This window comes from Lysinibacillus sp. 38-6, from assembly GCF_046245175.1.
Taxonomy (GTDB): Bacteria; Bacillota; Bacilli; order Bacillales_A; family Planococcaceae; genus Lysinibacillus.
In genome coordinates, this window is record NZ_CP176417.1 from 3,072,969 (window position 1) to 3,095,357 (window position 22,389).

Annotated in this window: 20 protein-coding genes and 6 tRNA genes; 3 read left to right on the forward strand and 23 right to left on the reverse strand. The window is 38.3% G+C overall.

Going from position 1 to position 22,389, the window contains the following annotated elements:
- Positions 1-72 precede the first annotated feature (72 nt).
- The 6 genes from ACKVEV_RS15735 to ACKVEV_RS15760 all read right to left on the reverse strand — a co-directional run bounded on the left by ACKVEV_RS15735 (position 73) and on the right by ACKVEV_RS15760 (position 6,494).
- On the reverse strand, positions 73-1,107 hold the full coding sequence (locus ACKVEV_RS15735) for a FecCD family ABC transporter permease (RefSeq protein ID WP_409367288.1): 1,035 nt from the start codon (positions 1,105-1,107) through the stop codon (positions 73-75).
- Positions 1,100-2,116: a FecCD family ABC transporter permease gene (locus tag ACKVEV_RS15740; RefSeq protein WP_409367289.1), complete on the reverse strand. Its 1,017-nt coding sequence runs from the start codon at positions 2,114-2,116 to the stop codon at positions 1,100-1,102. Before ACKVEV_RS15740 ends, ACKVEV_RS15735 begins: the two co-directional genes overlap by 8 nt.
- A gap of 162 nt (positions 2,117-2,278) precedes the next feature.
- On the reverse strand, positions 2,279-3,271 hold the full coding sequence (locus ACKVEV_RS15745) for an ABC transporter substrate-binding protein (protein WP_409370571.1): 993 nt from the start codon (positions 3,269-3,271) through the stop codon (positions 2,279-2,281).
- A 594-nt stretch (positions 3,272-3,865) separates the two neighbouring features.
- A complete protein-coding gene (locus tag ACKVEV_RS15750) occupies positions 3,866-4,369 on the reverse strand; it encodes a GNAT family N-acetyltransferase (protein ID WP_409367290.1) in 504 nt (167 codons plus the stop codon).
- Positions 4,370-4,390: 21 nt separating this feature from the next.
- Complete coding sequence (locus ACKVEV_RS15755) at positions 4,391-5,662, reverse strand: histidine--tRNA ligase (RefSeq protein ID WP_409370572.1); 1,272 nt, start codon at positions 5,660-5,662, stop codon at positions 4,391-4,393.
- Positions 5,663-5,972: 310 nt separating this feature from the next.
- On the reverse strand, positions 5,973-6,494 hold the full coding sequence (locus tag ACKVEV_RS15760; protein ID WP_409367291.1) for a GNAT family N-acetyltransferase: 522 nt from the start codon (positions 6,492-6,494) through the stop codon (positions 5,973-5,975).
- A 177-nt stretch (positions 6,495-6,671) separates the two neighbouring features.
- Here ACKVEV_RS15760 and ACKVEV_RS15765 point away from each other — a divergent pair, with 177 nt between their 5' ends.
- The 3 genes from ACKVEV_RS15765 to ACKVEV_RS15775 all read left to right on the forward strand — a co-directional run bounded on the left by ACKVEV_RS15765 (position 6,672) and on the right by ACKVEV_RS15775 (position 10,318).
- Entirely contained in the window at positions 6,672-7,379 is a 708-nt protein-coding gene (locus ACKVEV_RS15765; RefSeq protein ID WP_409367292.1) for a DUF421 domain-containing protein, read from the forward strand.
- 211 nt (positions 7,380-7,590) lie between these two features.
- Complete coding sequence (locus tag ACKVEV_RS15770) at positions 7,591-9,030, forward strand: MDR family MFS transporter (protein WP_409367293.1); 1,440 nt, start codon at positions 7,591-7,593, stop codon at positions 9,028-9,030.
- Positions 9,031-9,520: 490 nt separating this feature from the next.
- Positions 9,521-10,318, forward strand: coding sequence for an alpha/beta fold hydrolase (locus tag ACKVEV_RS15775; RefSeq protein WP_409370573.1), 798 nt, complete (start codon positions 9,521-9,523; stop codon positions 10,316-10,318).
- A gap of 79 nt (positions 10,319-10,397) precedes the next feature.
- Here the strand turns inward: ACKVEV_RS15775 and ACKVEV_RS15780 are convergent, their stop codons facing one another.
- The 17 genes from ACKVEV_RS15780 to ACKVEV_RS15860 form a co-directional block, all read right to left on the reverse strand.
- Positions 10,398-10,619: a helix-turn-helix domain-containing protein gene (locus ACKVEV_RS15780; RefSeq protein WP_409367294.1), complete on the reverse strand. Its 222-nt coding sequence runs from the start codon at positions 10,617-10,619 to the stop codon at positions 10,398-10,400.
- A 10-nt stretch (positions 10,620-10,629) separates the two neighbouring features.
- A complete protein-coding gene (locus tag ACKVEV_RS15785) occupies positions 10,630-11,115 on the reverse strand; it encodes a DUF2975 domain-containing protein (protein WP_409367295.1) in 486 nt (161 codons plus the stop codon).
- Positions 11,116-11,319: 204 nt separating this feature from the next.
- The gene (locus ACKVEV_RS15790) at positions 11,320-12,027 is read right to left on the reverse strand and encodes a hypothetical protein (RefSeq protein ID WP_409367296.1); all 708 of its coding nucleotides are present in this window, start codon (positions 12,025-12,027) and stop codon (positions 11,320-11,322) included.
- Positions 12,028-12,299: 272 nt separating this feature from the next.
- Positions 12,300-14,102: a glutamine--fructose-6-phosphate transaminase (isomerizing) gene (gene glmS / locus ACKVEV_RS15795; RefSeq protein WP_409367297.1), complete on the reverse strand. Its 1,803-nt coding sequence runs from the start codon at positions 14,100-14,102 to the stop codon at positions 12,300-12,302.
- 653 nt (positions 14,103-14,755) lie between these two features.
- A complete protein-coding gene (locus ACKVEV_RS15800; protein WP_409367298.1) occupies positions 14,756-15,274 on the reverse strand; it encodes a type 1 glutamine amidotransferase domain-containing protein in 519 nt (172 codons plus the stop codon).
- A 113-nt stretch (positions 15,275-15,387) separates the two neighbouring features.
- Positions 15,388-16,740 carry a phosphoglucosamine mutase gene (glmM, locus tag ACKVEV_RS15805; RefSeq protein ID WP_409367299.1) on the reverse strand — a complete coding sequence of 451 codons (1,353 nt, stop codon included), beginning with the start codon at positions 16,738-16,740 and terminating at the stop codon, positions 15,388-15,390.
- Positions 16,741-17,049: 309 nt separating this feature from the next.
- Positions 17,050-18,078 carry a YbbR-like domain-containing protein gene (locus ACKVEV_RS15810; protein WP_409367300.1) on the reverse strand — a complete coding sequence of 343 codons (1,029 nt, stop codon included), beginning with the start codon at positions 18,076-18,078 and terminating at the stop codon, positions 17,050-17,052.
- Positions 18,071-18,907, reverse strand: coding sequence for a diadenylate cyclase CdaA (cdaA, locus tag ACKVEV_RS15815; RefSeq protein ID WP_409367301.1), 837 nt, complete (start codon positions 18,905-18,907; stop codon positions 18,071-18,073). Before cdaA ends, ACKVEV_RS15810 begins: the two co-directional genes overlap by 8 nt.
- Positions 18,908-19,055: 148 nt before the next feature.
- Positions 19,056-19,679 (reverse strand): zf-HC2 domain-containing protein, encoded by a 624-nt coding sequence (locus ACKVEV_RS15820; protein ID WP_409367302.1) that lies wholly within the window; start codon positions 19,677-19,679, stop codon positions 19,056-19,058.
- Between the two features lie 13 nt (positions 19,680-19,692).
- The gene (gene sigW / locus ACKVEV_RS15825; protein WP_004225410.1) at positions 19,693-20,256 is read right to left on the reverse strand and encodes an RNA polymerase sigma factor SigW; all 564 of its coding nucleotides are present in this window, start codon (positions 20,254-20,256) and stop codon (positions 19,693-19,695) included.
- 134 nt (positions 20,257-20,390) lie between these two features.
- Positions 20,391-21,296: an arginase gene (gene rocF / locus ACKVEV_RS15830; RefSeq protein ID WP_409367303.1), complete on the reverse strand. Its 906-nt coding sequence runs from the start codon at positions 21,294-21,296 to the stop codon at positions 20,391-20,393.
- A gap of 178 nt (positions 21,297-21,474) precedes the next feature.
- Positions 21,475-21,547 (reverse strand) — tRNA-Lys (locus tag ACKVEV_RS15835).
- A gap of 13 nt (positions 21,548-21,560) precedes the next feature.
- Positions 21,561-21,635, reverse strand: a tRNA-Gln gene (locus ACKVEV_RS15840).
- 19 nt (positions 21,636-21,654) lie between these two features.
- Positions 21,655-21,738: transfer RNA gene (locus tag ACKVEV_RS15845), tRNA-Tyr, on the reverse strand.
- A gap of 15 nt (positions 21,739-21,753) precedes the next feature.
- A tRNA-Val gene (locus tag ACKVEV_RS15850) sits at positions 21,754-21,829 on the reverse strand.
- A 68-nt stretch (positions 21,830-21,897) separates the two neighbouring features.
- Positions 21,898-21,972 (reverse strand) — tRNA-Glu (locus tag ACKVEV_RS15855).
- 116 nt (positions 21,973-22,088) lie between these two features.
- A tRNA-Asn gene (locus tag ACKVEV_RS15860) sits at positions 22,089-22,165 on the reverse strand.
- Between the last annotated feature and the right edge of the window lie 224 nt (positions 22,166-22,389).

Genomic DNA, 22,389 nt, shown 5'->3' on the forward strand with positions numbered 1-22,389 from the left:
ACTTTCTCATTTTGTACAATTAAATAAGAACCTGTTTAGCGCCTTATGTATCGCTATTGCGCTGTCATACCGTCATTGATTTCTTGTACGGAACAGTAAGTAAATAAAAAATGGGGCACCAATTGCTGCTGTAAACACACCTGCGGGTAAATCTTTTGGTAAAAATGCTGTGCGCCCTATAATATCTGCAAATATTACGATAATGGCTCCAACCATCGCTGAAATGGGAATAAGCGCTGCAAACGATCGTCCCACCAGCATTCTACTAATATGGGGAGCTACTAATCCAACAAATGCGATACCCCCTACAAAAGCTACAGCAGTGCCAGCTAACATGACACTGATTAACAGGAATAATAATCGGAAAATTTGTACCTTCACGCCTACCCCTAATGCAATATCATCACCTAATTCCTTAACATTGATCACTCTTGCCATAACAAAGGTGAACAAACTTAAAAGGATAACCCAAGGTAACAATAAATAAACATCTTGCATATTGGCACCATACAAGCTACCTGTAAGCCATATATAAGCTCTTGAAGTACGAACTTCCTCCCCCATAACAATCAGCATGGTCACGATTCCTTTCGCAAATGCTGAAATACCGATTCCGATTAACACCATACGAATAGGTGTGACGCCCTTTTTCCAAGACAACAGATAAATAATTGTGGATACGATACCCGCTCCTATAATGGCTGCTAATGGTAAAAAATGAATACTCACAGTTGCATAAGCAAGAAAAAGTAGTGCACCTACTGATGCGCCGCTAGTTACACCAATAATATCTGGCGCCGCTAAAGGGTTTCTAATAATGCCCTGTAATATTAATCCCGATACAGCAAGCGCCATGCCTACTAATGCCGCGAGTAAAACTCTTGGAAGACGCAATGTTTGAATTGTAAATAAATATTCACCCGTACCATAGCCAAACAATTCTTTTACGACCGTCACAGGAGAAATAAAATCACTACCTACTGAAAGAGCAAGCATTATCATGCCACATAGCAAAATACAAAGAAGAATAATCATCATCGCTACTTTCTTAGATAGTTGAAACGATACTTTATCCGATTTTGTACGAACCGTTATATAATTATGCATTTCTCGCTAACCCCCTTCGTGCTATATAAATGAAGAAGGGTGCACCAATAAAGGCTGTCATAACACCAATCGGCATTTCTAAAGGCATAATAACAAAGCGAGCTGCAATATCTGCTAACAATAGTAAGGTTGAACCAATTACTGCGCTAAACGGTATAATCCATCTGTAGTCTGTGCCCACTAAACCCATTGCCATATGTGGAACAATTAAGCCGATAAACCCGATAGAACCAGCAACTGCGACAGATCCGCCAGCAAGTAAGATAACAATTATACCCATAACGACTTTCGTTAAAATGGTACGTTGGCCTAAACCCTTTGCAATATCATCACCTGACTGCAAAATATTGATGGACCTGCCCATAAAAAAGGCAAAGCTACCACCTAGTACAATGAACGGTAGTACAGGCAACAACATATCAAGATTTCGACCTGAAACAGAACCCGCTAGCCAAAACAATACGCTTTGTATGCCTTGCTCATCGATCACTAATAAACCTTGTGTAAAAGATATAAACAATGCCGAAATGGCTGCACCAGCAAGCACTATTTTAATAGGTGTAAGACCATCTCTTCCTAATGAACCTAGGAAAAAAACGAGCACTCCCGCAATACCAGCTCCTAAAAAGGCCACCCACATATAATGACTAAGCGAATCCATGGAAAAAAAGGTAATGGCACATACAATAAAAAATAATGCGCCTGCGTTAACGCCTAAAATATCTGGAGCGGCTAAAGGATTTCTCGTCAAAGCCCGCATGAGAGCCCCTGCTATAGCCAAACTAGCTCCAACTACAGTAGCAACGACAGCTCTTGTAAAACGAGATGTTCGAATAATAACATGTTCTGAATTGGATGCATCATAATTGAAAAAGGCATCGTACACTAATTGAAACGGAATAGACGTTTGACCAAGAGCTACACTTAAAATAAATGCTATGATCAGCAACACACAACAAATAATCAATACACTTCTTTTCATTGAGGTACTGGTAAGCAAATTTTGCATTGCACTCCTACTTTCTTATCCATATTTCTAGTTCTTTTCAAACTGCTGCCACTAACCTTGGAGGAAGTAGCTGTTAGAAATGAAGGGACTCATACGCTGAGCCCCCATTTGATTTATCGGAAATGACTGTCCGCCATTCCTTGCTAATGTATGAACAGTCGCTTATTTTTCTAGCTCAAATCTGTCATAAATATCATCCAACATAATATGTGCACTTAAAATACCACCTGCAAAATTCCAGTATACCTCTTCAACACGGTATACTTGGTTGTTTTTCACAGCTTCAAGCTCTTTCCATAATGGATGGCTTGTCCATTCTTCCATTGTCTTATTCGTCGCTTCATCATCGATATAGAACATATAGATAACATCCGCATCCATTTGCGGAATACTTTCTTTATCCGTAAACCTTAGGACGATAGGCAGTGGATTTTCTGTAATATTTTTCGGCCCTTTAAAGCCAAGCTCTGTTAAAATTTCACCAGCATAACCTGCCGGATAAACACGTGCATGGTCAGCTCTAAAATTGACAACCGAAGCGCTAATTGGCCATTTATCGCCTAACTTATCTTTAATTTTCGTTTGGAAATCAGCTATACGACTTTCCCATTTTTCAAGCAATTCTTTTGCTTTATCTTCTTTATGAGCCGCTTCTCCGATTAAATTAATTGTGCCTTTAAAGTCAAATACATCTTGATGCACAACAGTCGGTGCAATTTGCGATAATTGTTCATAAATTTCCTCATGTCGATTTTTCGAAGCAATAATTAAATCCGGTTGAAGCTTAGCAATCTCTTCAAGGTTAGGCTGTGTTTCCTCCCCTAATAGAGGAACACCTTCTAGGTCTTTTTGTAAATAATCATAATATGGCGTATCTGCCCAAGATTCTACAACCCCTACAGGTTTTATACCCATTGCCACCGCCACATCTGTCGCACCTTGGTAAAGCGTCACAATCTTTGTAGGGATGCCTTCGATTGTTGTCGTTCCTAATGAATGTGTGACTTCTCGACTACTATGTTCTTCAGTGCTGCTATTGTCAGCACTAGCTTCTTGCGTCGTATTGTTATCATCCGTATTAGAAGCTTCCTTAGATTCCTTATTTCCGCATCCGACTAGCACCAATGCGAATAGTAACAGTAAAAACATGACCATCTTTCTAAAACTTAATAATTTAACAGAATTCAATTGATTTTCCTCCTATCAAAAAATTATATAATCGATAATGATAATCATTATCATTATAATTTCGTAAAGAATGAATTTCAATAGCTATTTTTAGAATATTTAGGTTGGATAAATATACATAATCTAATACAAATAAAATAAGCAGTTGAAGAAAGGTTTTCTCCAACTACTTTTTGTCTATGTCCAATATGCTTTTTAGGTTCCGAAAAGTTGAACATAATAAATAACGAAATAAATTGGAAGAGCGATGGACATCAGCATATACATTAGCCATTCGCCTTTCGTCAGCTTTCTCTTCCATTTCGTTAATTTAAGTTGTCTGCGATACATAAAACTCGAAAGCACTATTATGAAAAAAGCTATATCTTTTACGTTCTCTATAAAAAGATGCATATCCTCCTCTCCTTTCATGTAGCAAAAGGTTCTCTAATATAGTAAATGATTAAATCACTCAAAATAGACGCTAATATGGACTCTTTACTATTTATATTTCCCAACAATACTATTTTCCGGGAAATAAAAAATAATCTTTTGCACATACCACAAAAGATTATTTTGCCGTTAAATATGTAACACCATCAAATCCTCATCATAATACTGTCCATTAAATTTGAGGGCATTTCGTTCTACACCATACACCTCAAAGCCTAATGACTTATATAACTGTTTGGCTGAAATATTAGTAGAGACCACTGCTAACTTCATTTGCTCTAAGCCCTCACAATTTTTCGCCATCTTAATTAGTTCACCCATAAGTAATTTTCCTAATCCTCGCCCTCTTCCTTCAGGTGCTACATACATGCCAAAAACATTCCCTTTATGAAGTGTTTTAAGACTGTTTTCACGCATAAAAGTAACGATGCCTACTAATGAACCGTCGTTATGAAAAGCACCAAGTACAAATTTATCGTTCGATGGTTCTAATCGCGCTGCTACCGTTTCTAATGAGAACTTTACTTCACGTTCATAAGTTGAACCAAATGCTTGTGGATCATTTTTTAATGCACATAATCGTACTTCCTGATATAACTGAGCATCTGATGGTTGTAAAATACGTATTACCATTCTGTCATCCCCTTACGTCCTTTATCGTACTGAATGGAACATAAACTTTTTACTTGTGGTCTCCCCTGTGTCCATATTTTTCACAATATAGTGATTTTCCCTCACTTCTTCCTCTCCTAGTACAATCACATATGGGATATTCTCACGATTCGCTTTATCCATAGCTTTTCTTACTTTTTTGCCACTAAGCTCGACTTCAACGCGATAATCTTTACGTAAAGCCCTTGCTAATACAAGCGATTCCGATACTGTATTGATAGGGATAATGTAGATATCAACCAACGTTTCCGCACCCTGCTGTTGAGCTAACATCATAGCTGTAAAAATAACATCTAACCCAAATGATATTCCGACAGTGGCAAACGTATCTGTACCACCTAATAAACCGCCGATTGCATTGTCATAGCGTCCTCCACTACCAATACTTGATGTAATGCGACCATCGCGTACAAACATTTCATAAATCGTACCCGTATAAATTTCTAGCCCACGAGCGAGCAATGGATTAAATAGACAACTTGCCGTAATACCTAACGCACTTAAATAACGTTCTAGTTCTAGCATTTCAGCTAATCCTTCTTGAATGACCGGTTCTTCAAATTGAGCGAAATAAGCAAGCGTAGTTTTTCGATTGTCCTGCAAGAAATTTTCAATTTTCGTTATTACTGATGCCTCTAAACCTAGTTCTTTTAATTCCGCTAAAACAGCGTTATGGCCTACTTTTTCTATTTTATCTAAAATTAAAATAACGCGACTTTGGTCATCAGGACTGACACCGAAAAATCCAAGTAAGCCAACTAATAACTTGCGGTTGTTATAGTGAATAACCACATCTTGTTGCAACTTATCAAACGCATCTAATGCCATCATCATCAATTCAGCTTCTGCTACTTGTGAATCAACCCCTACGATATCTACATCACATTGTGTAAACTCACGAAATCTACCCGCTTTAATCGGACCATCTCGAAACACTTTGCCAATTTCATAACGTTTAAATGGCATCGGTAATGTCGGATTCATCGCAATGACTTTTGCAAATGGAATCGTTAAATCATAACGTAGTGCTAAGTCCCGTTGTCCTCGATCTGATAGCTGATACATCTCTTGTAAAATTTCCGCACCCCCTGCATATTTAGATGCCATTAAGCTCGTATAGTTTAAAATTGGTGTTTCTAAAGGTTTACAGCCGTATGCGATAAATGTATCTTCCAACGTACGACGAATTTTCCGGCGAATCAGCTCTTGCTCCGGTAAATAATCTTGCGTTCCTCGTACATTTTGATAATCCATTTTCTTCATCCTTTTCACTCCTTCGTTTTTTGGAAAATAAAAAAATCGTACGAACATAAGCTCCAATTTCGGCTTAGTTATACGATTTCATGAGAAATAGTCTTCCTATTCATTATTAAAAAATTAATAAAGATAGCAAGACTACTGGCTATGATGATGTGTAGTTGTGGATATTAGACGTTTGAATACCGACATATACTCTCCCCCATTCGATTATTCGTTACTTTAAACTATATAGATATTTTTGTCAATTCATTATTTTCTAACAATAAAAAAAAAACGAAAACAGTTAACTGACAATACTAACTGCTTATAGTAACTTTTGATATAGTTCGAAATTATTTAAACCATATTTGCCATAGCCTAAATCGATTGTATCCACATACTGAAAACCATATTTTTTATAGAGGTGGATAGCAGGTATATTGTTTTCATAGACATCCAAGCGTATTGCTTTTAACTTCATGTCTTGACTATGTTGAATAATAAAATCCATTAATTTTTTGCCAATCCCTTTTTTCAAATATGTAGGATGTACTGCAAAAGTATGAATAACCATTATTTCTTCATCTTTTAAATGCATCGACCAATTGGCCTTTGCATAAGCTGCTTCTTGCTCCTGTCTTAAAATTACAGTGCCCACAATTTGATGCCCATCTTTCATGACATATAAAGTACCTTCTTCAACACCCTGTATAGCCGTTTCCTTTACCGGATAGACGCCTTTTTTCCATCCAGGGTAATTAATATGTGCATCCAGATAATCATTTAAATCATTATATAAAGCTTCAAGTTCTTCTATATTACATTCCGTACCCTTTTCAATATCCATAATTTCCTCCAGCTCCCGTTAGTTCGTGCCATAGATTCAGTATACCTTAACCATTATTTGATAAGGTTGAAAATTTCTGCACAACGGGTATAGAGTTCTACAACGACGGAAGGAAGATGTGGCAACATCTAGTGGCTTTGTCAGTGAAAAGTAAGATTAGCGAAGGAGTCGTATTGCATGACCTATATGAATATTGGATTAAAATTATTTTTTGGGTTCATCGCTTTATTAATTGTTACGCGTTTGTTAGGCAAAAAAGAAATAGCACAACTTACTCCCTTTGACTTTATTTACTCCATTGTACTTGGTGGCATTTTAGAAGAAAGTATCTATGATAATAAAATTACACCGCTTCATGTTTGGTTTGCGGTCAGCGTATGGGGAGTCATGCTCTTTATCATCGAAATTTCCTCACAGCGCTTCGATAAATTTAGAGCTCTGCTGAAAGGAGAAACGTCCATTTTAATGAAAGATGGCCAATTCAACTTAAAGGAACTAAAAGCGAATCACTTAGAAATGGAACAATTGCGCATTATGTTGCGCCAACAAGGGGTCTTCTCACTTCGAGAAGTGTGTGATTTGTACTTAGAGCCTGGTGGTACTGTCAGCTTAAAAAAATACGCTCAATTTGATACAGTCACACCAGCTATGCTGAATTTAAAGCCAGATGACGAGTCGATTAACTTCTTATTTATTGATGAAGGGGAAATAAATGAAGAAATTTTAAAGTATACAGGCAAGTCGAAGGAATGGCTATATGACGCACTGCAAAAGGAAGGATATACAGCTATTCATGATATTTTGTATGCGGAATGGTCCGAGACGGAAGGGTTTTATATCAAAACCTATTCATCTAATAAGGAGAATTTACGAAAAGAGAATTAGCACGTCACGTGATAAATTGTATTTGAAAATACGTCTGTTTTCCTTTAGACTTAAATTTTATTTGCATTTTATCTAAAATTTTAACAGTACACTCGTTATATTACATTTTCCGTTATTTGCGATTAGTTCATATACAGGTCAACTATTGTTATTTGAAAGATTTAAATGTAAGTTATATTTAATTCAATTTTATGGAAGTAAGAGGAAACATATGAGAAAAAAAGTGATTATGTCATTAATGTTAATGACATTCCTTTCTGCTGTAGAAGGAACCATTATTAGTACAGCCATCCCCCGTATCACCAGTGATTTGTCGGGTGTTGAATTGGTTAGTTGGGTCTATGCCATTTATATGCTTGCCACAGCTGTTTCAACGCCAATCTACGGGAAACTGGCGGATTTATTTGGTCGCAAAAAAGTTTTACTGATTGGGGCTACTATATTTTTAGTCGGCTCTGCCCTTTGCGGTGTCGTCACTTCGATGGAACAGCTGATTGTCTTTCGTGCCCTTCAAGGTCTAGGCGCTGGTGCTATTATGCCCATCACCATGACGATTATCGGTGACTTATATAGCGAAGTGAAAGACCGCGCTAAAGCACAGGGCTGGATTAGTGCTGTGTGGGGTATTTCAGGTGTAATTGGACCATTAGTTGGTGGCTTTTTAGTAGATTCACTTTCTTGGCGCTACATCTTCTTTTTAAACGTACCATTCGGCATTATCGCTTGTGTAATGATTGCTATTTATTACAAAGAATCTGTTAAACCTGCTAAGCATCATATCGATTATCTTGGCGCAACCGTGTTCTCATTAAGTGCCATTGCTCTCCTATATGCGCTATTAACAGGTAGTAGCAAGAACAACTGGGGAGATATGAGCATTATCGGTCTATTAATCTTTGCAGTTGTGTCATTCATTATTTTCTTATTTATTGAGAAAAAATCGCCGGAACCATTAATTCCGCTAGCGCTTTTCGCTAATCGTACATTATCTATTATTAATATCCTAACACTTATTTCAGGTGCTATGCTTATTAGTCTAACAATGTATTTACCAATTTGGAGCCAAGGTGTATTAGGAAAAAACGCGACAGACGCAGGGCTTATTTTAATGCCTCTTCCTGTTATGTGGACAGTTGGTACGATTTTCTCTAGCAAACTAGTAGGTCGCTTCAATACGAAACAAATTATTTTACTCGGTGTTTGCGTACTATCAGTTGCTGCCTTCTCATTATTTACATTGTCCATCACTTCACCAGCGTTCCTTATTTATGTTGCCGTTGGATTATTCGGTCTAGGAATGGGTCTTGTTTCACCTATTTACATGGTAACGATTCAAACAGCTGTTTCCAATCAAACGCGCGGTACAGCAATCGGTTTAAATACATTTATCAATACATTTAGCCAAACATTAGGCGCTGCAGTTTTCGGGGCGCTTTTCAATACGATGATCCATGCACGTGGCATTCAAAACCTTGACCTTGTATCTTCCGGTAGTCACGAGGGTGCGATGAAAAATGTCGTAACCGAATCCCAAGAGGCATTAGCTTCAAGTGTCCATTTCATTTATATGGATACTTTTATATTAGCGCTCGTCACGTTATGTATCGTATGGTTCTTTTTAAAGCCATCGCCCCAAACGAGTGAGCTATAAAAAATAAGGCCTATTAAAACTAAGCTATGAAGAGCATTTTTCTTTATAGCTTAGTTTTATTTAATCATTAAGCTTAAAATTTCTATTTAGAAATCATCTAGTTCTTCATTAATCAAATGTTCCCTCTACTTTTATATAAATAAACAAACATAAATTATAATTGTTTGATTATTAACAAACAAAATAATATAATGTTTATTATTAATCATCGCCTCAAAACTAATTTTTTATTCAATATAAAGAAGCTTATTGGGAACTGGCTGTTAGTCATTTCAATCATTTTTACCGATGAGAACTCAAACCCACTAAAGCATTTCCTGGATTAAACATATGAAATGATAGCATATGAGGCGTAATGAATTTGGCATAATAAAAGGAGGAGTACAAGATGATGAATATATTAAAAGTCAACGACGTCGAACTAACCTATGACCGTTTCGGTAACGACAATGACGAGGCTATTATCCTAATCGCGGGGCTTGGAACACAGATGATTCGATGGACGGATTCATTTTGTCGAATATTAGCAGCGCGAGGTTTTCACGTAATCCGCTTTGACAATCGAGACGTAGGTTGCTCTACGCACTTTAGCCATTGTCCAACGCTGGATTTTGCCGCACTGGCGACTGCTCTCATGTCAGGACAGATACCGGAAATCCCATACACGCTCAATGACATGGTCAACGATACGATTGGACTACTCGACGCCCTATCAATTGAACGTGCACATTTCGTTGGCAGATCGATGGGCGGCATGATTGCCCAGATTGCAGCCAGTGAATACCCTGAACGGGTTCTATCACTAACATCTATTATGTCCACTTCGGGTAATCCTGCCCTCCCGCAAACTGATCCGGATGTCATGGCCATGATGACCAAACCAGCGCCGAACCCATTTGACAATGAAGCGGGATTTTTGGCACACAGCTTCTCATTTGCTAAACGTATCGCTGGCACAGGCTATCCATTTGAAGAAGATGCTTATCGGGCGCTTATTATGGAGGAAGCTCAGCGAGCATACGATCCCGGTAGTGTCGGCCGACAAATTGCTGCTATTGCTGTCTCTGGTGACCGTCGTCCGCTGTTGGGAACTATAAAAGTACCCACACTTGTCATCCATGGGGTGGACGATCCATTGTTCGTTCCGGCATGTGGCGAGGACACGGCTTCTGCCATCCCAGGAGCTGAGCTCATGTTAGTTGATGGTATGGGACATGACTTGCCACACCAACTGTACAAAGTAGTCGTTGATCGTATAGAGCAAATGGCTCGTCGCAATAAATATTAAGTTTACGACATAAAAAAACAGAGTTATATTCTACACATTTTGTAGATACACTCTGTTTTTATTTATTCCTCATTGTTTGTTATTCTTGTATCTCTTCGTCGCTTTGATACGCCATAATATCACCCGGCTGACAATCTAAAGCTTTACATATCGCTTCTAATGTTGAAAAACGTACCGCTTTTGCTTTGCCATTTTTCAATATCGAAAGATTCGCCATAGTGATACCAACCTTCTCCGAAAGTTCCGTTACGCTCATTTTTCGTTTTGCTAGCATTACATCAATATTAATAATAATTGCCATGGTATCCGCCTCAGACCGTCAAGTCATTTTCTAATTTTATGCTAATGACTTCTTGTAGAAGCCGTTGGAGAATAGCGGCAAAAACGGCGATAACGAACGAAGCAAAAACGATAACGAATCCCAACTTTCCAACAGGTGGATCCACTTTCTTCGCTATAAAATAGAACAATGGTGAACCTACTATATAGATACTACTAATGATCATTGCGCAGTACTTAATGTTCTTTAACGCCTTTACAGATAAATCCGAGAACGGTGTTTTTGCATCAATGTACCGTAAAAGATTGAAAGTCTGATAGAGTGCAAAGTAAAAAGGCACTGCCGCTCCATACATCACGATGAACACAAAATATTTCATCGGCGCAATCGTTGGATACGATGTAGAGGCGAAATTCGCTACATGGGGCACTAAAAAAATACATAGAGCAAGCACTGCCATTCCTGCCAGTGAAATAATAACCTTTAAAAAAGTAGTTGAACCTCGTTTAACACTCATAGTAAGCACCTCATTTAGTTAATGACACTATCAATTTATCATATAATTTATCGTTTCTCAATAAATACAGATTGTTTTTCGTTATTACCACTGTTATTTTAATTTGCATAAAATAAAAGAACATTTCCCATTACGGAGAAATGTTCTTACTATAAACGATTAATTTTTTTGTGCAAAATGTTTGATAGAATTCAATTAAAATTTTTAACTAATTCCGCCATATATATTACAGTTGAAATTTAATGTCACTATATGTGAAGAAATAATACCACCCTGTGAGAATTTTCCCCCTACATCAATAACATAATTAACTCCTCCATCCATTAGCGAACCTTCATATCCCAATTGTGTCCAACTTCCATCAGCGTTTGCTGCTTCTGAAGAAATAGAATGAAATGCTGAAAATAGTTGTCGTCCCCCTGGTGTATTAGTGTTTAATTGTGTGTCAAAAGAACCTTTAAAAATAATATCTGCTTCTTTTGAGCCTATCTGTAACTTTACTGTCTTCGGTACTATCATCGGATTATAGCGTTCGTTATTTTCTAAAATAACAATAGACATATTAGCTCTGTCCTTTGTCAGTTTTTCAAAGTCTTCTATTGCAATCCAATATTCATCAACAAAATTCGTTATAGGCTCCAACTCTAGTTTGATGTCCATATCTTCACTATTTAGCTTCTCTATAATTGTTACATATTTTTGATAATATTCTTCTTTTTGTTCTTGCGTTAACTTTAAAGGAATCGGTGCTGCATCTTCAGTCTTTGTTGGACTAGCCTCATTGTTTATAGCCCTTGATTGCTCTGTAGTCAGCGATTCTGCTGCTATTTCTTCTTGATCACTTTCAACACTAGTACAACCAGATAAAGCAATTACCCCTAGAAAAATGCTTATGTATAAATACTTTTTCAACTTTTTCACCTCATTTAACACCACCTTAAATTATCCTTAATTATACCATAAATATGTATTATATTGGTTTTTCTATATTTAACCTCACAAGATAAATTGCACCTGTTTACACTAGTTTCAGTAGTAAATTTAAATACTTTGCTTTACAACCTATACAGCGATAGCAACAAAAAACCATCTCTCCTTTAACAAGGTGAGATGGTTAGAATCAAACTTTAATACAAATTATTTATCTTCAATAAAGCTACATCAAACTCAATAGCTCTTCAGCCTTACTCCACTGTCACTGACTTCGCCAAGTTACGAGGCTTATCAACGTCACAACGACGGTGTAGTGCTGCATAGTAGCTAATTAACTGTAAAGGTACTACAGAAACAAGTGGTGTTAAATATTCGTTAACATGCGGGATTACTAAACGGTCGCCGTCTTCGTCTACGCCCGCCATGGCGATAATGCATGGGTACGCTCCACGTGCTGCTACCTCTTTTACATTGCCGCGAATATTTAAGGCTACTGCTTCTTGTGTTACTAGGGCGAATACTGGTGTGCCTTCTTCAATTAAAGCAATTGTACCGTGTTTTAGTTCGCCACCTGCAAAACCTTCCGCTTGAATATATGAAATCTCTTTCAGTTTTAACGCACCTTCAAGACTTACATAGAAGTCGATATTACGACCGATAAAGAAGGCGTTGCGTGCAATTTTTAAATAGTCTTCTGCGATATCTTCTAATACATCTTTTGAATCGATAATTGTTTGAATACCGTTTGCTGCAATCGCTAGTTCTTGTTTTAAATCAAATTCTAAGCCTTTTCCGCTTGCTTTTGCCGTTACATAAGCTGTTACTGCAAGAACTGCCACCTGCGCTACATATGCTTTTGTAGAAGCTACAGCGATTTCTGGGCCGGCATGCAATAATAGTGTATGGTCTGCTTCACGTGATAGCGTTGAACCTGGTACGTTCGTAATGGTTAATGTTGGGTAGCCAAGCTCTTTAATTTTCACAAGTACTTGGCGGCTATCTGCTGTTTCACCTGATTGTGTAATGAAGATGAACAACGGCTTTTCTGATAGTAATGGCATATTGTAGCCGAACTCACTTGAAATATGCACTTCAACAGGAATGCCTGCCATTTTCTCAAAGTATTGTTTACCGATTAAGCCTGCATGATAACTTGTGCCCGCAGCGATAATGTATAGACGATCAGCCGCTTGCACTGCTTGTAAAATGTCCGCATCAATTGTTAAATCGCCATTGTCGCCTTCATATGCTTGAATGATTTTACGGATAACGGTTGGCTGTTCATCCATTTCTTTTAACATATAGTGAGGGTACGTACCTTTTTCAATATCGCTCATATCAAGCTCTGCTGTGTATGGTGCACGCTCTACGACTGTGCCATCTAATTTTGTAATTTCCACACTGCCTTTGTGTACGATAACTACTTCTTTATCGTGTAATTCCACAAATTGATCAGTTACTTGTAGCATGGCCATTGCATCTGACGCTACTACATTAAAGCCTTCACCTACGCCTACTAGAAGTGGTGATTTGTTTTTCGCTACGAAAATTGTGTCAGCCGCTTCAGCATCTAATAACGCTAGTGCATAAGAACCGTGTAATAGTGATAATGTTTTACGGAATGCCTCAGCCGTTTGCAGTCCATCCTTCACAAATAGCTCCACTAACTGCACGATTACTTCTGTATCTGTGTCAGACACCATTGGAATGCCTTTTAAATATGTTTTTTGTAATAAATGATAGTTTTCAATAACACCATTATGCACAAGCGTAAAACGACCTGATGCACTTTGATGAGGGTGCGCATTTAAACGATTTGGTACACCGTGTGTTGCCCAACGAGTATGACCAATCCCAATCTTTGCAGCCACGTCTTCGTCTACCGCTTCACGTAAGTCCGCAATACGTCCTTTTTCTTTAAAGATGGTTACGCCCTCTTCGTTGCGTACAGCAATACCTGCAGAGTCATAGCCACGGTATTCTAATTTCTCTAAACCTTTTAATAAAATTTCCTTTGCATCTAATTCACCAATATATCCTACAATTCCACACATAATTACTTTTCCTCCGATATTGTCGTATTGACGCAATGACAAACTAGACCTCAGCCTATCGAAAATTTTCAGTGGGCGGTACTAGTTTCGCTTAGTTTTATGTTAAAAATAAGCAAACTGATGCGCGCACGTCCTCGTACTATTTTAGCGTTCTAAAATAGTGCTTTACTTCGATACGTGAAGTTTTTCTATTTATCTATTGCTTTACTTATACCTTCTCCATTTTCTGTACATTCAATCACTTAAATGCTTTCAAAATGAAAAATGACAATCGGGTATGTCGATCGGGAGGCATCCGCCGAATTTTCGATAAACCTCCACCTCGTCTGCTGAAGATGTCTTCGTCCAATTTCTTCAGCTCAGGCGCTATAATTGTTTTCCGATTTTTTTGTGCTAGCTTTCCTCCTTTTGCACTTGCTAAGCGGACAAGGTATCTCCAAGCCGTCAGCTTCTCCATAATACTCAATCATATGCTGTTCGTCAAATTTTCGTTATAAAAATATCTCCTTTTCCCCATTTTCGAGTGAAAATGTAGTGCCAAAGGTGAGTGTCTATGCCGTACTACAATTTTTAAATTGCGTAAAAATAAGGCATAACACAAAGCGTAAGACGCAACAGGTAACGAAAGTTGCGTCTTACGCTATGAGGGCCTGCTATTCTTTACTTGCAAGTAATTTTACAATTTCTCGATTAAACGCAGGTAAATCTTTTGGTGTGCGACTTGTCACTAATTGTTTTTGACAAACGAATACTTCTTCATCATGGAACTTAGCACCGGCATTTTCTAAATCTACTTGTATTGATTTATAGCCAGTGGCATCACGCCCATTGAGCGTTTTCGCAGTAATGAGGAGCTGCGGCCCATGACAGATCGCAAACGTTGGCTTCATGTCATCCATAAACGTTTTGACGAAAGCGACAACACGATCATCTGCACGCAAAATATCTGGTGAAAAGCCACCTGGAATAAACAGTGCATCAAATTCTGACGCTTTGACTTCATCAATCCCTTTATCAATTTTTACTTTCTCCCCATGTTTACCTTCAACTTCTTTTCCTGCTTCAATATCAATTGTAATGACTTCATGCCCCGCTGCTTCTAAAGCTGCCTTTGGACTTGTAAACTCTACGTCCTCGAACATATCTGTTATTACTGTTGCAATTTTAGCCATATCAATAAAACACCCCTTGTTGTTTTGTGACTCAACAGTATTCTTCCCTCTCCCAGCTATTTCAAACATAAAAAACTCGATCTTCCAAGATGAAAGATCGAGTTACTTTATACTTATTCCGTTAAGCCCATTTCAGTACGTACTACATTGGCAATACGTTCTACATAGCGTTCACAGTCCGCTTCTGTAGCAGCTTCCACCATGACACGCACAAGTGGCTCTGTGCCAGAAGGTCGAACTAAGATGCGACCGTTACCAGCCATATCTGCTTCAACTTCTGCCATGACAGCTGCAACTTTTGCATTTTCCGTCACTGCATGCTTGTCTGTTACACGGACATTTACTAAACGTTGAGGGAAAATCGTCATTTCGCCAGCAAGTTCAGATAGTTTTTTGCCAGTAGCCTTCATAATATTGACAAGTTGAATACCTGTTAACAGGCCATCACCTGTTGTATTGAAGTCTAAGAATACAATATGACCTGATTGCTCGCCACCTAAGTTGTATTCATTGGCACGCATTTCTTCTACAACATAACGATCCCCTACAGCTGTTTGGACACTGTGCATATCGTTTTCTTCAACAGCTTTGTAGAAGCCCATATTACTCATTACAGTAGAGACGATCGTTTGCTTTTTCAGACGACCCACTGCATTTAAATGTTTACCAATAATAAACATAATTTGGTCTCCATCAACGATTTTACCTTTTTCGTCTACTGCGATAAGACGGTCACCATCACCATCGAATGCTAAACCGACATCTGCACCCTTTTCAATGACAAAGGCAGCTAGACCTTCTGGATGTGTTGAACCAACACCGTCATTAATGTTTAGACCTGTTGGTGAAGCACCCATTGTTGAAATATCTGCTTCTAAGTCAGCAAATAAATGAGTCGCCAGTGATGATGTTGCACCATGTGCGCAATCTAGTGCTACATGAATGCCATCGAATTCCTCATCTACCGTTTGTTTTAAGTATTGAATATACTTTTGTCCACCCTCGAAGTAATCACTTACAATGCCTAGATCCGCACCGATTGGACGTGGCAAAGTATCTTCTGGTGCATCAAGAATGGCTTCAATTTCTGCTTCTTGCGCATCAGTTAGTTTGAAACCATCGGGACCGAAAAATTTAATGCCATTATCGGCAACTGGGTTATGTGAAGCTGAAATCATGACGCCTGCGTCTGCACTCATAATTCTAGAAAGATAAGCAACACCTGGTGTAGAAATTACACCAAGACGCATCACCTCTACGCCGATTGATAAAAGCCCGGCTACTAGTGCACCTTCAAGCATTTCGCCTGAAATACGTGTGTCACGACCAATTAATACCTTTGGACGCCCTGTTGCATCCTTCGTTAAAACATAACCACCTACGCGGCCAAGTTTAAATGCAAATTCCGGTGTTAATTCACTATTCGCGACGCCACGAACGCCATCTGTTCCAAAATATTTACCCATTTTAATTGTTCTCTCCTTCAATGCAAGACGACCGCATCATGCTTGTTTCCTGTGGACAATCGGACGGCTCGTCTGCTTACTTTTGGAAAAGTCTTTTGTCATTCATTTACTAATATTTAGGCCACTTAGGCTCTAAGTCAACAAGCTTTTAACATCAGGCATTCTATTCTACTGACAGAATAGTACACGTGCTCATGATCACCTGAGCCTTCCTTGTTCGTTAGCATTTAGACATGTTGCTATATAGCACGATTTGTAGAGACAAAGAAATCTCTTATGAATCAAATTAAAATTATAGTCAGTTATTGTTTAAGAATCAACATCATCTTCTATCACAGGGTCAGGATTAGGGTCTTCAGGAATTATAATGGTTTCCTTTTTTTCCTCTTCTGCTTTTTCTACTTTTGTGACATCAGCTTTAATTTTAATTTTTTGTTCAGATACTTTAGTCGCACCTTCTGGTAATTTGACATCGAATTCATACGTTTTTGATTCGGTAATTTTTGATAAATCAATTTCAACTGGCAAGCTCGTTAAAACATCGATAATCGATTTTTTCCCATACAGTTTCAAGGAGTTCGTCATAAGGGTTAATCGATTGATGGTAATGTCATCTGCCGCTTTACCTGTTTCTTTTATCGTTACCGGTAGTTCTTTACTGTATTCGGCAATATCTACCCGTACCTTAACTTTTTCTGGTTCTATCATCACATCTAATTTATTTAAATCGCGATCTAATACTTTAACAGCCGCTTCTTGAGAGAAAGACTGTCTCAAGCCTTGTTCACCCGTTACAGTCGCTTTTACGTAGCTAATGCTTTCAATCGCGCTTTTTGCCCCTGTTACAAACACAGTTGCTGGGTTCGCAGACATGCCTTTTAAGTAATACCCTTCATCAATTAAACGATTATTCATTTCAGGATCGACGCGGAATTCTTGTGTGACTTTTTCCTCTATATTTACTTTGACTGTCGCTGGGTCTAGGGTCACTTTCAATTTATCAGAAATATTTTCGTATTGTAGCTCGACGGTATGCTCGCCAATTAATAAATCATTTAAATTTACAAATACTGAGAAATCTTTAACTAATTTTGCTTGTAAAGCGATTTGCTTTGGTCCCCTTACCGTGACATTCACTGTTTTCGGAATCCCTGTCACAATAAGACTATCATCATCATAATAAACTTCTACGGGTACATCTCGAATGACTTCCATCTGTTCCGTCATCGCATTTTTATCTGTAGAAGCTAACTCAGTGCGAACAGAGAAAAATAGTAAGCACGCTAGAAACAGCGCAATGATTCGCAATACCCATGGGCTATCCATCATTTTATCCATTCTTTTTCCCCCTCCAAGTCAACTTAGAGGCTGCATTCGATTCTTGTGCTGATCCGAACCACATTTTGCGTAACAGTGTTTCGAATTCCTCTAGAGAAAGATTACGATGTAGATTACCGTTTAACGTAATACTAATGGCGCCAGTTTCTTCTGAAACGACTATGGTAATCGCGTCTGTTACTTCACTCAGTCCAAGTGCTGCACGATGTCGTGTGCCAAGCTCTTTGGAAATAAAAGGACTTTCCGACAGCGGTAAATAACAAGCTGCTGCTGTTACCTTGTCTTTTTGCATAATGACTGCCCCATCATGAAGTGGGGTATTCGGTATGAAAATGTTAATAAGTAATTCAGAAGATACTTCTGCATTTAGACCTATTCCCGTTTCAATATATTCAGTTAAGCCTGTGTCTTTTTCAATAGAAATAAGCGCCCCTATACGGCGTTTAGCCATATAGCTAACCGATTTCTTCATAGCTTCAATCAGTCTCGTTTGCTCTTCTTCTTCTTGACTCGTCGAGCGCTGGAACAGCTTTCCTCGTCCGATTTGTTCGAGACCTCGTCGAATTTCAGGCTGGAAGATAATAATAATAGCCAAGAAACCAAATTCAATGACTTGTTTTAGCATCCATCCTAATGTTTCTAACCCTATAAAGTCTGTTGCAATGCGTGCAATAATAATGACGAAAATGCCTTTTAATAATTGGACTGCTTTCGTCCCTTTAATGAGGGTTAAAATTTTATAAACAACGTACCATACGAGCAGTACATCTATGAAGTTAATAACAATATTCACCGGTGTTAAATCTGTGAATTGTTCGATAATTTGCACGTGGCATCCCCCACTTTTCATTGCGAATCCATATACATTTAAGTATAGCACATTCTTGTCAAATGTAACTTTTTTCAAAAGAAAAGTCTACCCATATGAGTAGACTTATCATCCTCTACCGTGCGCTATCATTAGGACGTATAGAGTTTTATTTAGTTTCTTTTTCCTCAAATGTCATGGCCGCTTTTACGGAATTTTTGATGGTATACCATAACCATTCAAACGCTTCGTCTATTTCTTCTATTTTACCTGAAACGACTGCAGAAGATGCCATATACTGACCGTTAATAATAGTGATGTTGCCATCAACTTCACCCTCAACAATTAAATCGCCATTTTTAACGACAATATCGCCTTTTACAACCTCTCCTTCTGGTACTATAACCGTTTGTCCTTCGACAACGAGGTTTGGTTGTTTCGTGACAGAGAAATGTTGATCGTCCATAAAACTACCTAATAACGTAGCACTCATAAATAAACAGAAGACGGCTGCTGCAACAAAGAATGGATGACGTCGAATCCATTTTTGCATACCTACACGACTTTTGGGTTTCGGTAAACGAGCCATCACCGCAGCTTCAAAATCTGGAGGTGCTGTAATATGGGAAGCACTCTTCACAAAGGCGATCGTTTCACTCAATTCTTGCATCAATTGTTTGCAATCACCGCATGAGTGCAAATGTTGTTTCAATTCTTGCTCATGCTCACGACTTATGTCACCGTCTAAATAATCATGCATATAATCAATAATATGCTCTGGACAAATATTCATGACGCTCCCCCTCCTACAGATTGTTTAATTGCTTTCGTAATGCTTCGCGTCCGCGGTGAATTCTCGTTTTCACTGTCCCAAGAGGCATATCTAAAATTTCACTGATTTCCTGCAACGATAATTCTTCAATATATTTCAATACTATAACTGAACGATACTTATCAGGCAAACGCCCAATCTCGTATTGAATGCGATCTTGTAGCTCCATCTGCTCTAACTGTTCCTCCGGTAGTTGGTCATCCGCTGCGATTTGTGAATACATATCGAGCCCTTCCGTACCAGCCACTTCCGCATCTAAATAATAATCCGGTTTTTTCTTTCTGATACGGTCTATGCAGAGGTTCGTCGCGATGCGATAAAGCCACGTCGAAAATTTTCTTTTTTGATCAAAAGTATGCAAGTTCATATAAGCGCGCACAAACGCTTCTTGCGCAATATCTTCAGATTCTTGCTTGTTTCCTAACATTCGGTAGCATACTTGGTACAGTTTGTGCTGATAGAGACTCACAATATCGGCAAATGCGTTTTGATCGCCTTTAAGCACTTGTTTTATTCTCTTATTTACTAACGCATCCATTGTGTCTACTTCTCCACCTTTACAACTGTCTTATACTATACGGCCCGACTATAAGAAAAGTTTCAATTTATATTCAATTATAACAAAAGATTTTTAATCAATGTGGCGATAAACAATTTTTTCACAATTTTGCATTATACTAGTGTTTCGCCGAATAAAGAACCGATTAATGCCACAGCCACATCTGCCGTTTTATTTTTTTCGTCTAGTATTGGATTCACCTCAACAAATTCAGCAGATGTTAGCATTCCAGATTCTTGTAACATTTCCATCGCTAAGTGGCTTTCGCGGTAAGAAATACCTCCAGGCACTGGCGTTCCTACACCTGGTGTATAGAGAGGATCTAAACCATCTAAATCTAACGATAAATGCAAGCCATCTACTTTGCGCTCTTGTAGATAGGCAAGTGCATCTTCCATAACGCGCGTCATGCCAAGACGATCAATCTCGTGCATTGTATAGACTTTAATGCCTTGTTGACGAATTAGCTCACGTTCACCAGGATCTACTGAGCGTGCCCCGATAATAATAACATTTTCAGGTTTAACCTTTGGTGCATAGTTACGAATTTGCACAAGACGTTCATGACCTAAGCCAATGCTAACTGCAAGCGGCATACCATGAATATTGCCCGATGGTGTTGTCTCTGGTGTATTAAGATCCGCATGTGCATCAAACCAAATAACGCCTAAATTTTTAAAATGTTCACCAAGTCCTGCAAGTGTACCAATCGCAATACTATGATCTCCCCCAAATACTAACGGGAATTTTTTTTGCTCTAATGCTTCATGTACTTGATTCGCTAAAGATGTGCTTACTTCTACAACTTCTTCTAAATTTAATAGCTGTTTATCGATTTCTTTACTTTCTTGTACTTGGCTAACAAGAATATCTCCCTGATCTTGTACACCGTGACCAATTGCTTCTAGTCGCTCTACAACACCTGCATAACGAATAGCACTCGGCCCCATATCCACTCCTCTTCGTGTTTGTCCGTAATCAGTTGGAACCCCAATAATTGAAATTTGATGTTTATTCATGTTTTTATACCCCCTATTTTTAATAAGACTATTGTAAAGCCTACAATGCACTTGGCTCAACCTAACAAAAAACCGTATATTTATGCATTTAAAAATAGCAAAAAAAATCTCCTGCTGTTTTCAGCAAGAGATTAGTATCTGTAGTTAATGTTACACTTTTGAATTAAAATTAGAAAAGTGAGCCATGAAGGACTCGAACCTTCGACCCTCTGATTAAAAGTCAGATGCTCTACCAACTGAGCTAATGGCTCAAAAAAGAAAAAATGGCTGGGGTACTAGGATTCGAACCTAGGCATGACGGAATCAAAATCCGTTGCCTTACCGCTTGGCTATACCCCAATCATTATATAAATAAAACTGGTGGAGGGGGACGGATTCGAACCGCCGAACCCTAAGGAGCGGATTTACAGTCCGCCGCGTTTAGCCACTTCGCTACCCCTCCGAAAAAAACACTATATGGTGGAGGATGACGGGCTCGAACCGCCGACCCTCTGCTTGTAAGGCAGATGCTCTCCCAGCTGAGCTAATCCTCCATAGAAACAGGTGTTTATTTCTTCACAGTTTATTTATCTTTTTAAGCCTATGCATTACTACTTAAAAATGGTGACCCCTACGGGATTCGAACCCGTGTTACCGCCGTGAAAGGGCGGTGTCTTAACCGCTTGACCAAGGGGCCATTTGTTATGTCTCAAACAAGACAAGATTTATATTAACATCATTTTTTTATTGTTGCAAGCTTTTTTTAAAAATTTCTTATTAAAATTTAATTTAACTTAAAAAAGTGCAAAAAAATGGCTCCGAAGGCAGGACTCGAACCTGCGACAACCTGATTAACAGTCAGGTGCTACTACCAACTGAGCTACTTCGGAACAATACTATTCAATTTGGTTTAACAACCTCTTAAGTACATTTATTATTATACCAAGCATTCTAAATTATGCAATACTTTTTCGGAAAAATTATTTAATTTATTGCATAATTTTTATTTTCATTTTCTGAAGTTTAATAGTTCTCTATAAGGAGAAATATTTCTATTTTATGTATTGAATATTCTTGCTGTATATTATTTCAATTGTTAAAATAAAAATAGTTT

Excerpts from the sequence above, each read along its gene's own strand:
- ACKVEV_RS15740 (WP_409367289.1), bottom strand. The coding sequence starts at position 2,116 with ATGCAAAATTTGCTTACCAGTACCTCAATGAAAAGAAGTGTATTGATT.
- ACKVEV_RS15760 (WP_409367291.1), bottom strand. The coding sequence starts at position 6,494 with ATGGATATTGAAAAGGGTACGGAATGTAATATAGAAGAACTTGAAGCT.
- ACKVEV_RS15750 (WP_409367290.1), bottom strand. The coding sequence starts at position 4,369 with ATGGTAATACGTATTTTACAACCATCAGATGCTCAGTTATATCAGGAA.
- ACKVEV_RS15780 (WP_409367294.1), bottom strand. The coding sequence starts at position 10,619 with ATGGCAATTATTATTAATATTGATGTAATGCTAGCAAAACGAAAAATG.
- ACKVEV_RS15735 (WP_409367288.1), bottom strand. The coding sequence starts at position 1,107 with ATGCATAATTATATAACGGTTCGTACAAAATCGGATAAAGTATCGTTT.
- ACKVEV_RS15775 (WP_409370573.1), top strand. The coding sequence starts at position 9,521 with ATGATTCGATGGACGGATTCATTTTGTCGAATATTAGCAGCGCGAGGT.
- ACKVEV_RS15820 (WP_409367302.1), bottom strand. The coding sequence starts at position 19,679 with ATGAATATTTGTCCAGAGCATATTATTGATTATATGCATGATTATTTA.
- ACKVEV_RS15785 (WP_409367295.1), bottom strand. The coding sequence starts at position 11,115 with ATGAGTGTTAAACGAGGTTCAACTACTTTTTTAAAGGTTATTATTTCA.
- ACKVEV_RS15755 (WP_409370572.1), bottom strand. The coding sequence starts at position 5,662 with ATGGATTATCAAAATGTACGAGGAACGCAAGATTATTTACCGGAGCAA.
- ACKVEV_RS15745 (WP_409370571.1), bottom strand. The coding sequence starts at position 3,271 with ATGGTCATGTTTTTACTGTTACTATTCGCATTGGTGCTAGTCGGATGC.
- glmS (WP_409367297.1), bottom strand. The coding sequence starts at position 14,102 with ATGTGTGGAATTGTAGGATATATTGGTGAATTAGATGCAAAGGAAATT.
- sigW (WP_004225410.1), bottom strand. The coding sequence starts at position 20,256 with ATGGATGCGTTAGTAAATAAGAGAATAAAACAAGTGCTTAAAGGCGAT.
- ACKVEV_RS15800 (WP_409367298.1), bottom strand. The coding sequence starts at position 15,274 with ATGGCTAAAATTGCAACAGTAATAACAGATATGTTCGAGGACGTAGAG.
- ACKVEV_RS15765 (WP_409367292.1), top strand. The coding sequence starts at position 6,672 with ATGACCTATATGAATATTGGATTAAAATTATTTTTTGGGTTCATCGCT.
- ACKVEV_RS15770 (WP_409367293.1), top strand. The coding sequence starts at position 7,591 with ATGAGAAAAAAAGTGATTATGTCATTAATGTTAATGACATTCCTTTCT.
- rocF (WP_409367303.1), bottom strand. The coding sequence starts at position 21,296 with ATGAATAAACATCAAATTTCAATTATTGGGGTTCCAACTGATTACGGA.
- glmM (WP_409367299.1), bottom strand. The coding sequence starts at position 16,740 with ATGGGTAAATATTTTGGAACAGATGGCGTTCGTGGCGTCGCGAATAGT.
- ACKVEV_RS15810 (WP_409367300.1), bottom strand. The coding sequence starts at position 18,078 with ATGGATAAAATGATGGATAGCCCATGGGTATTGCGAATCATTGCGCTG.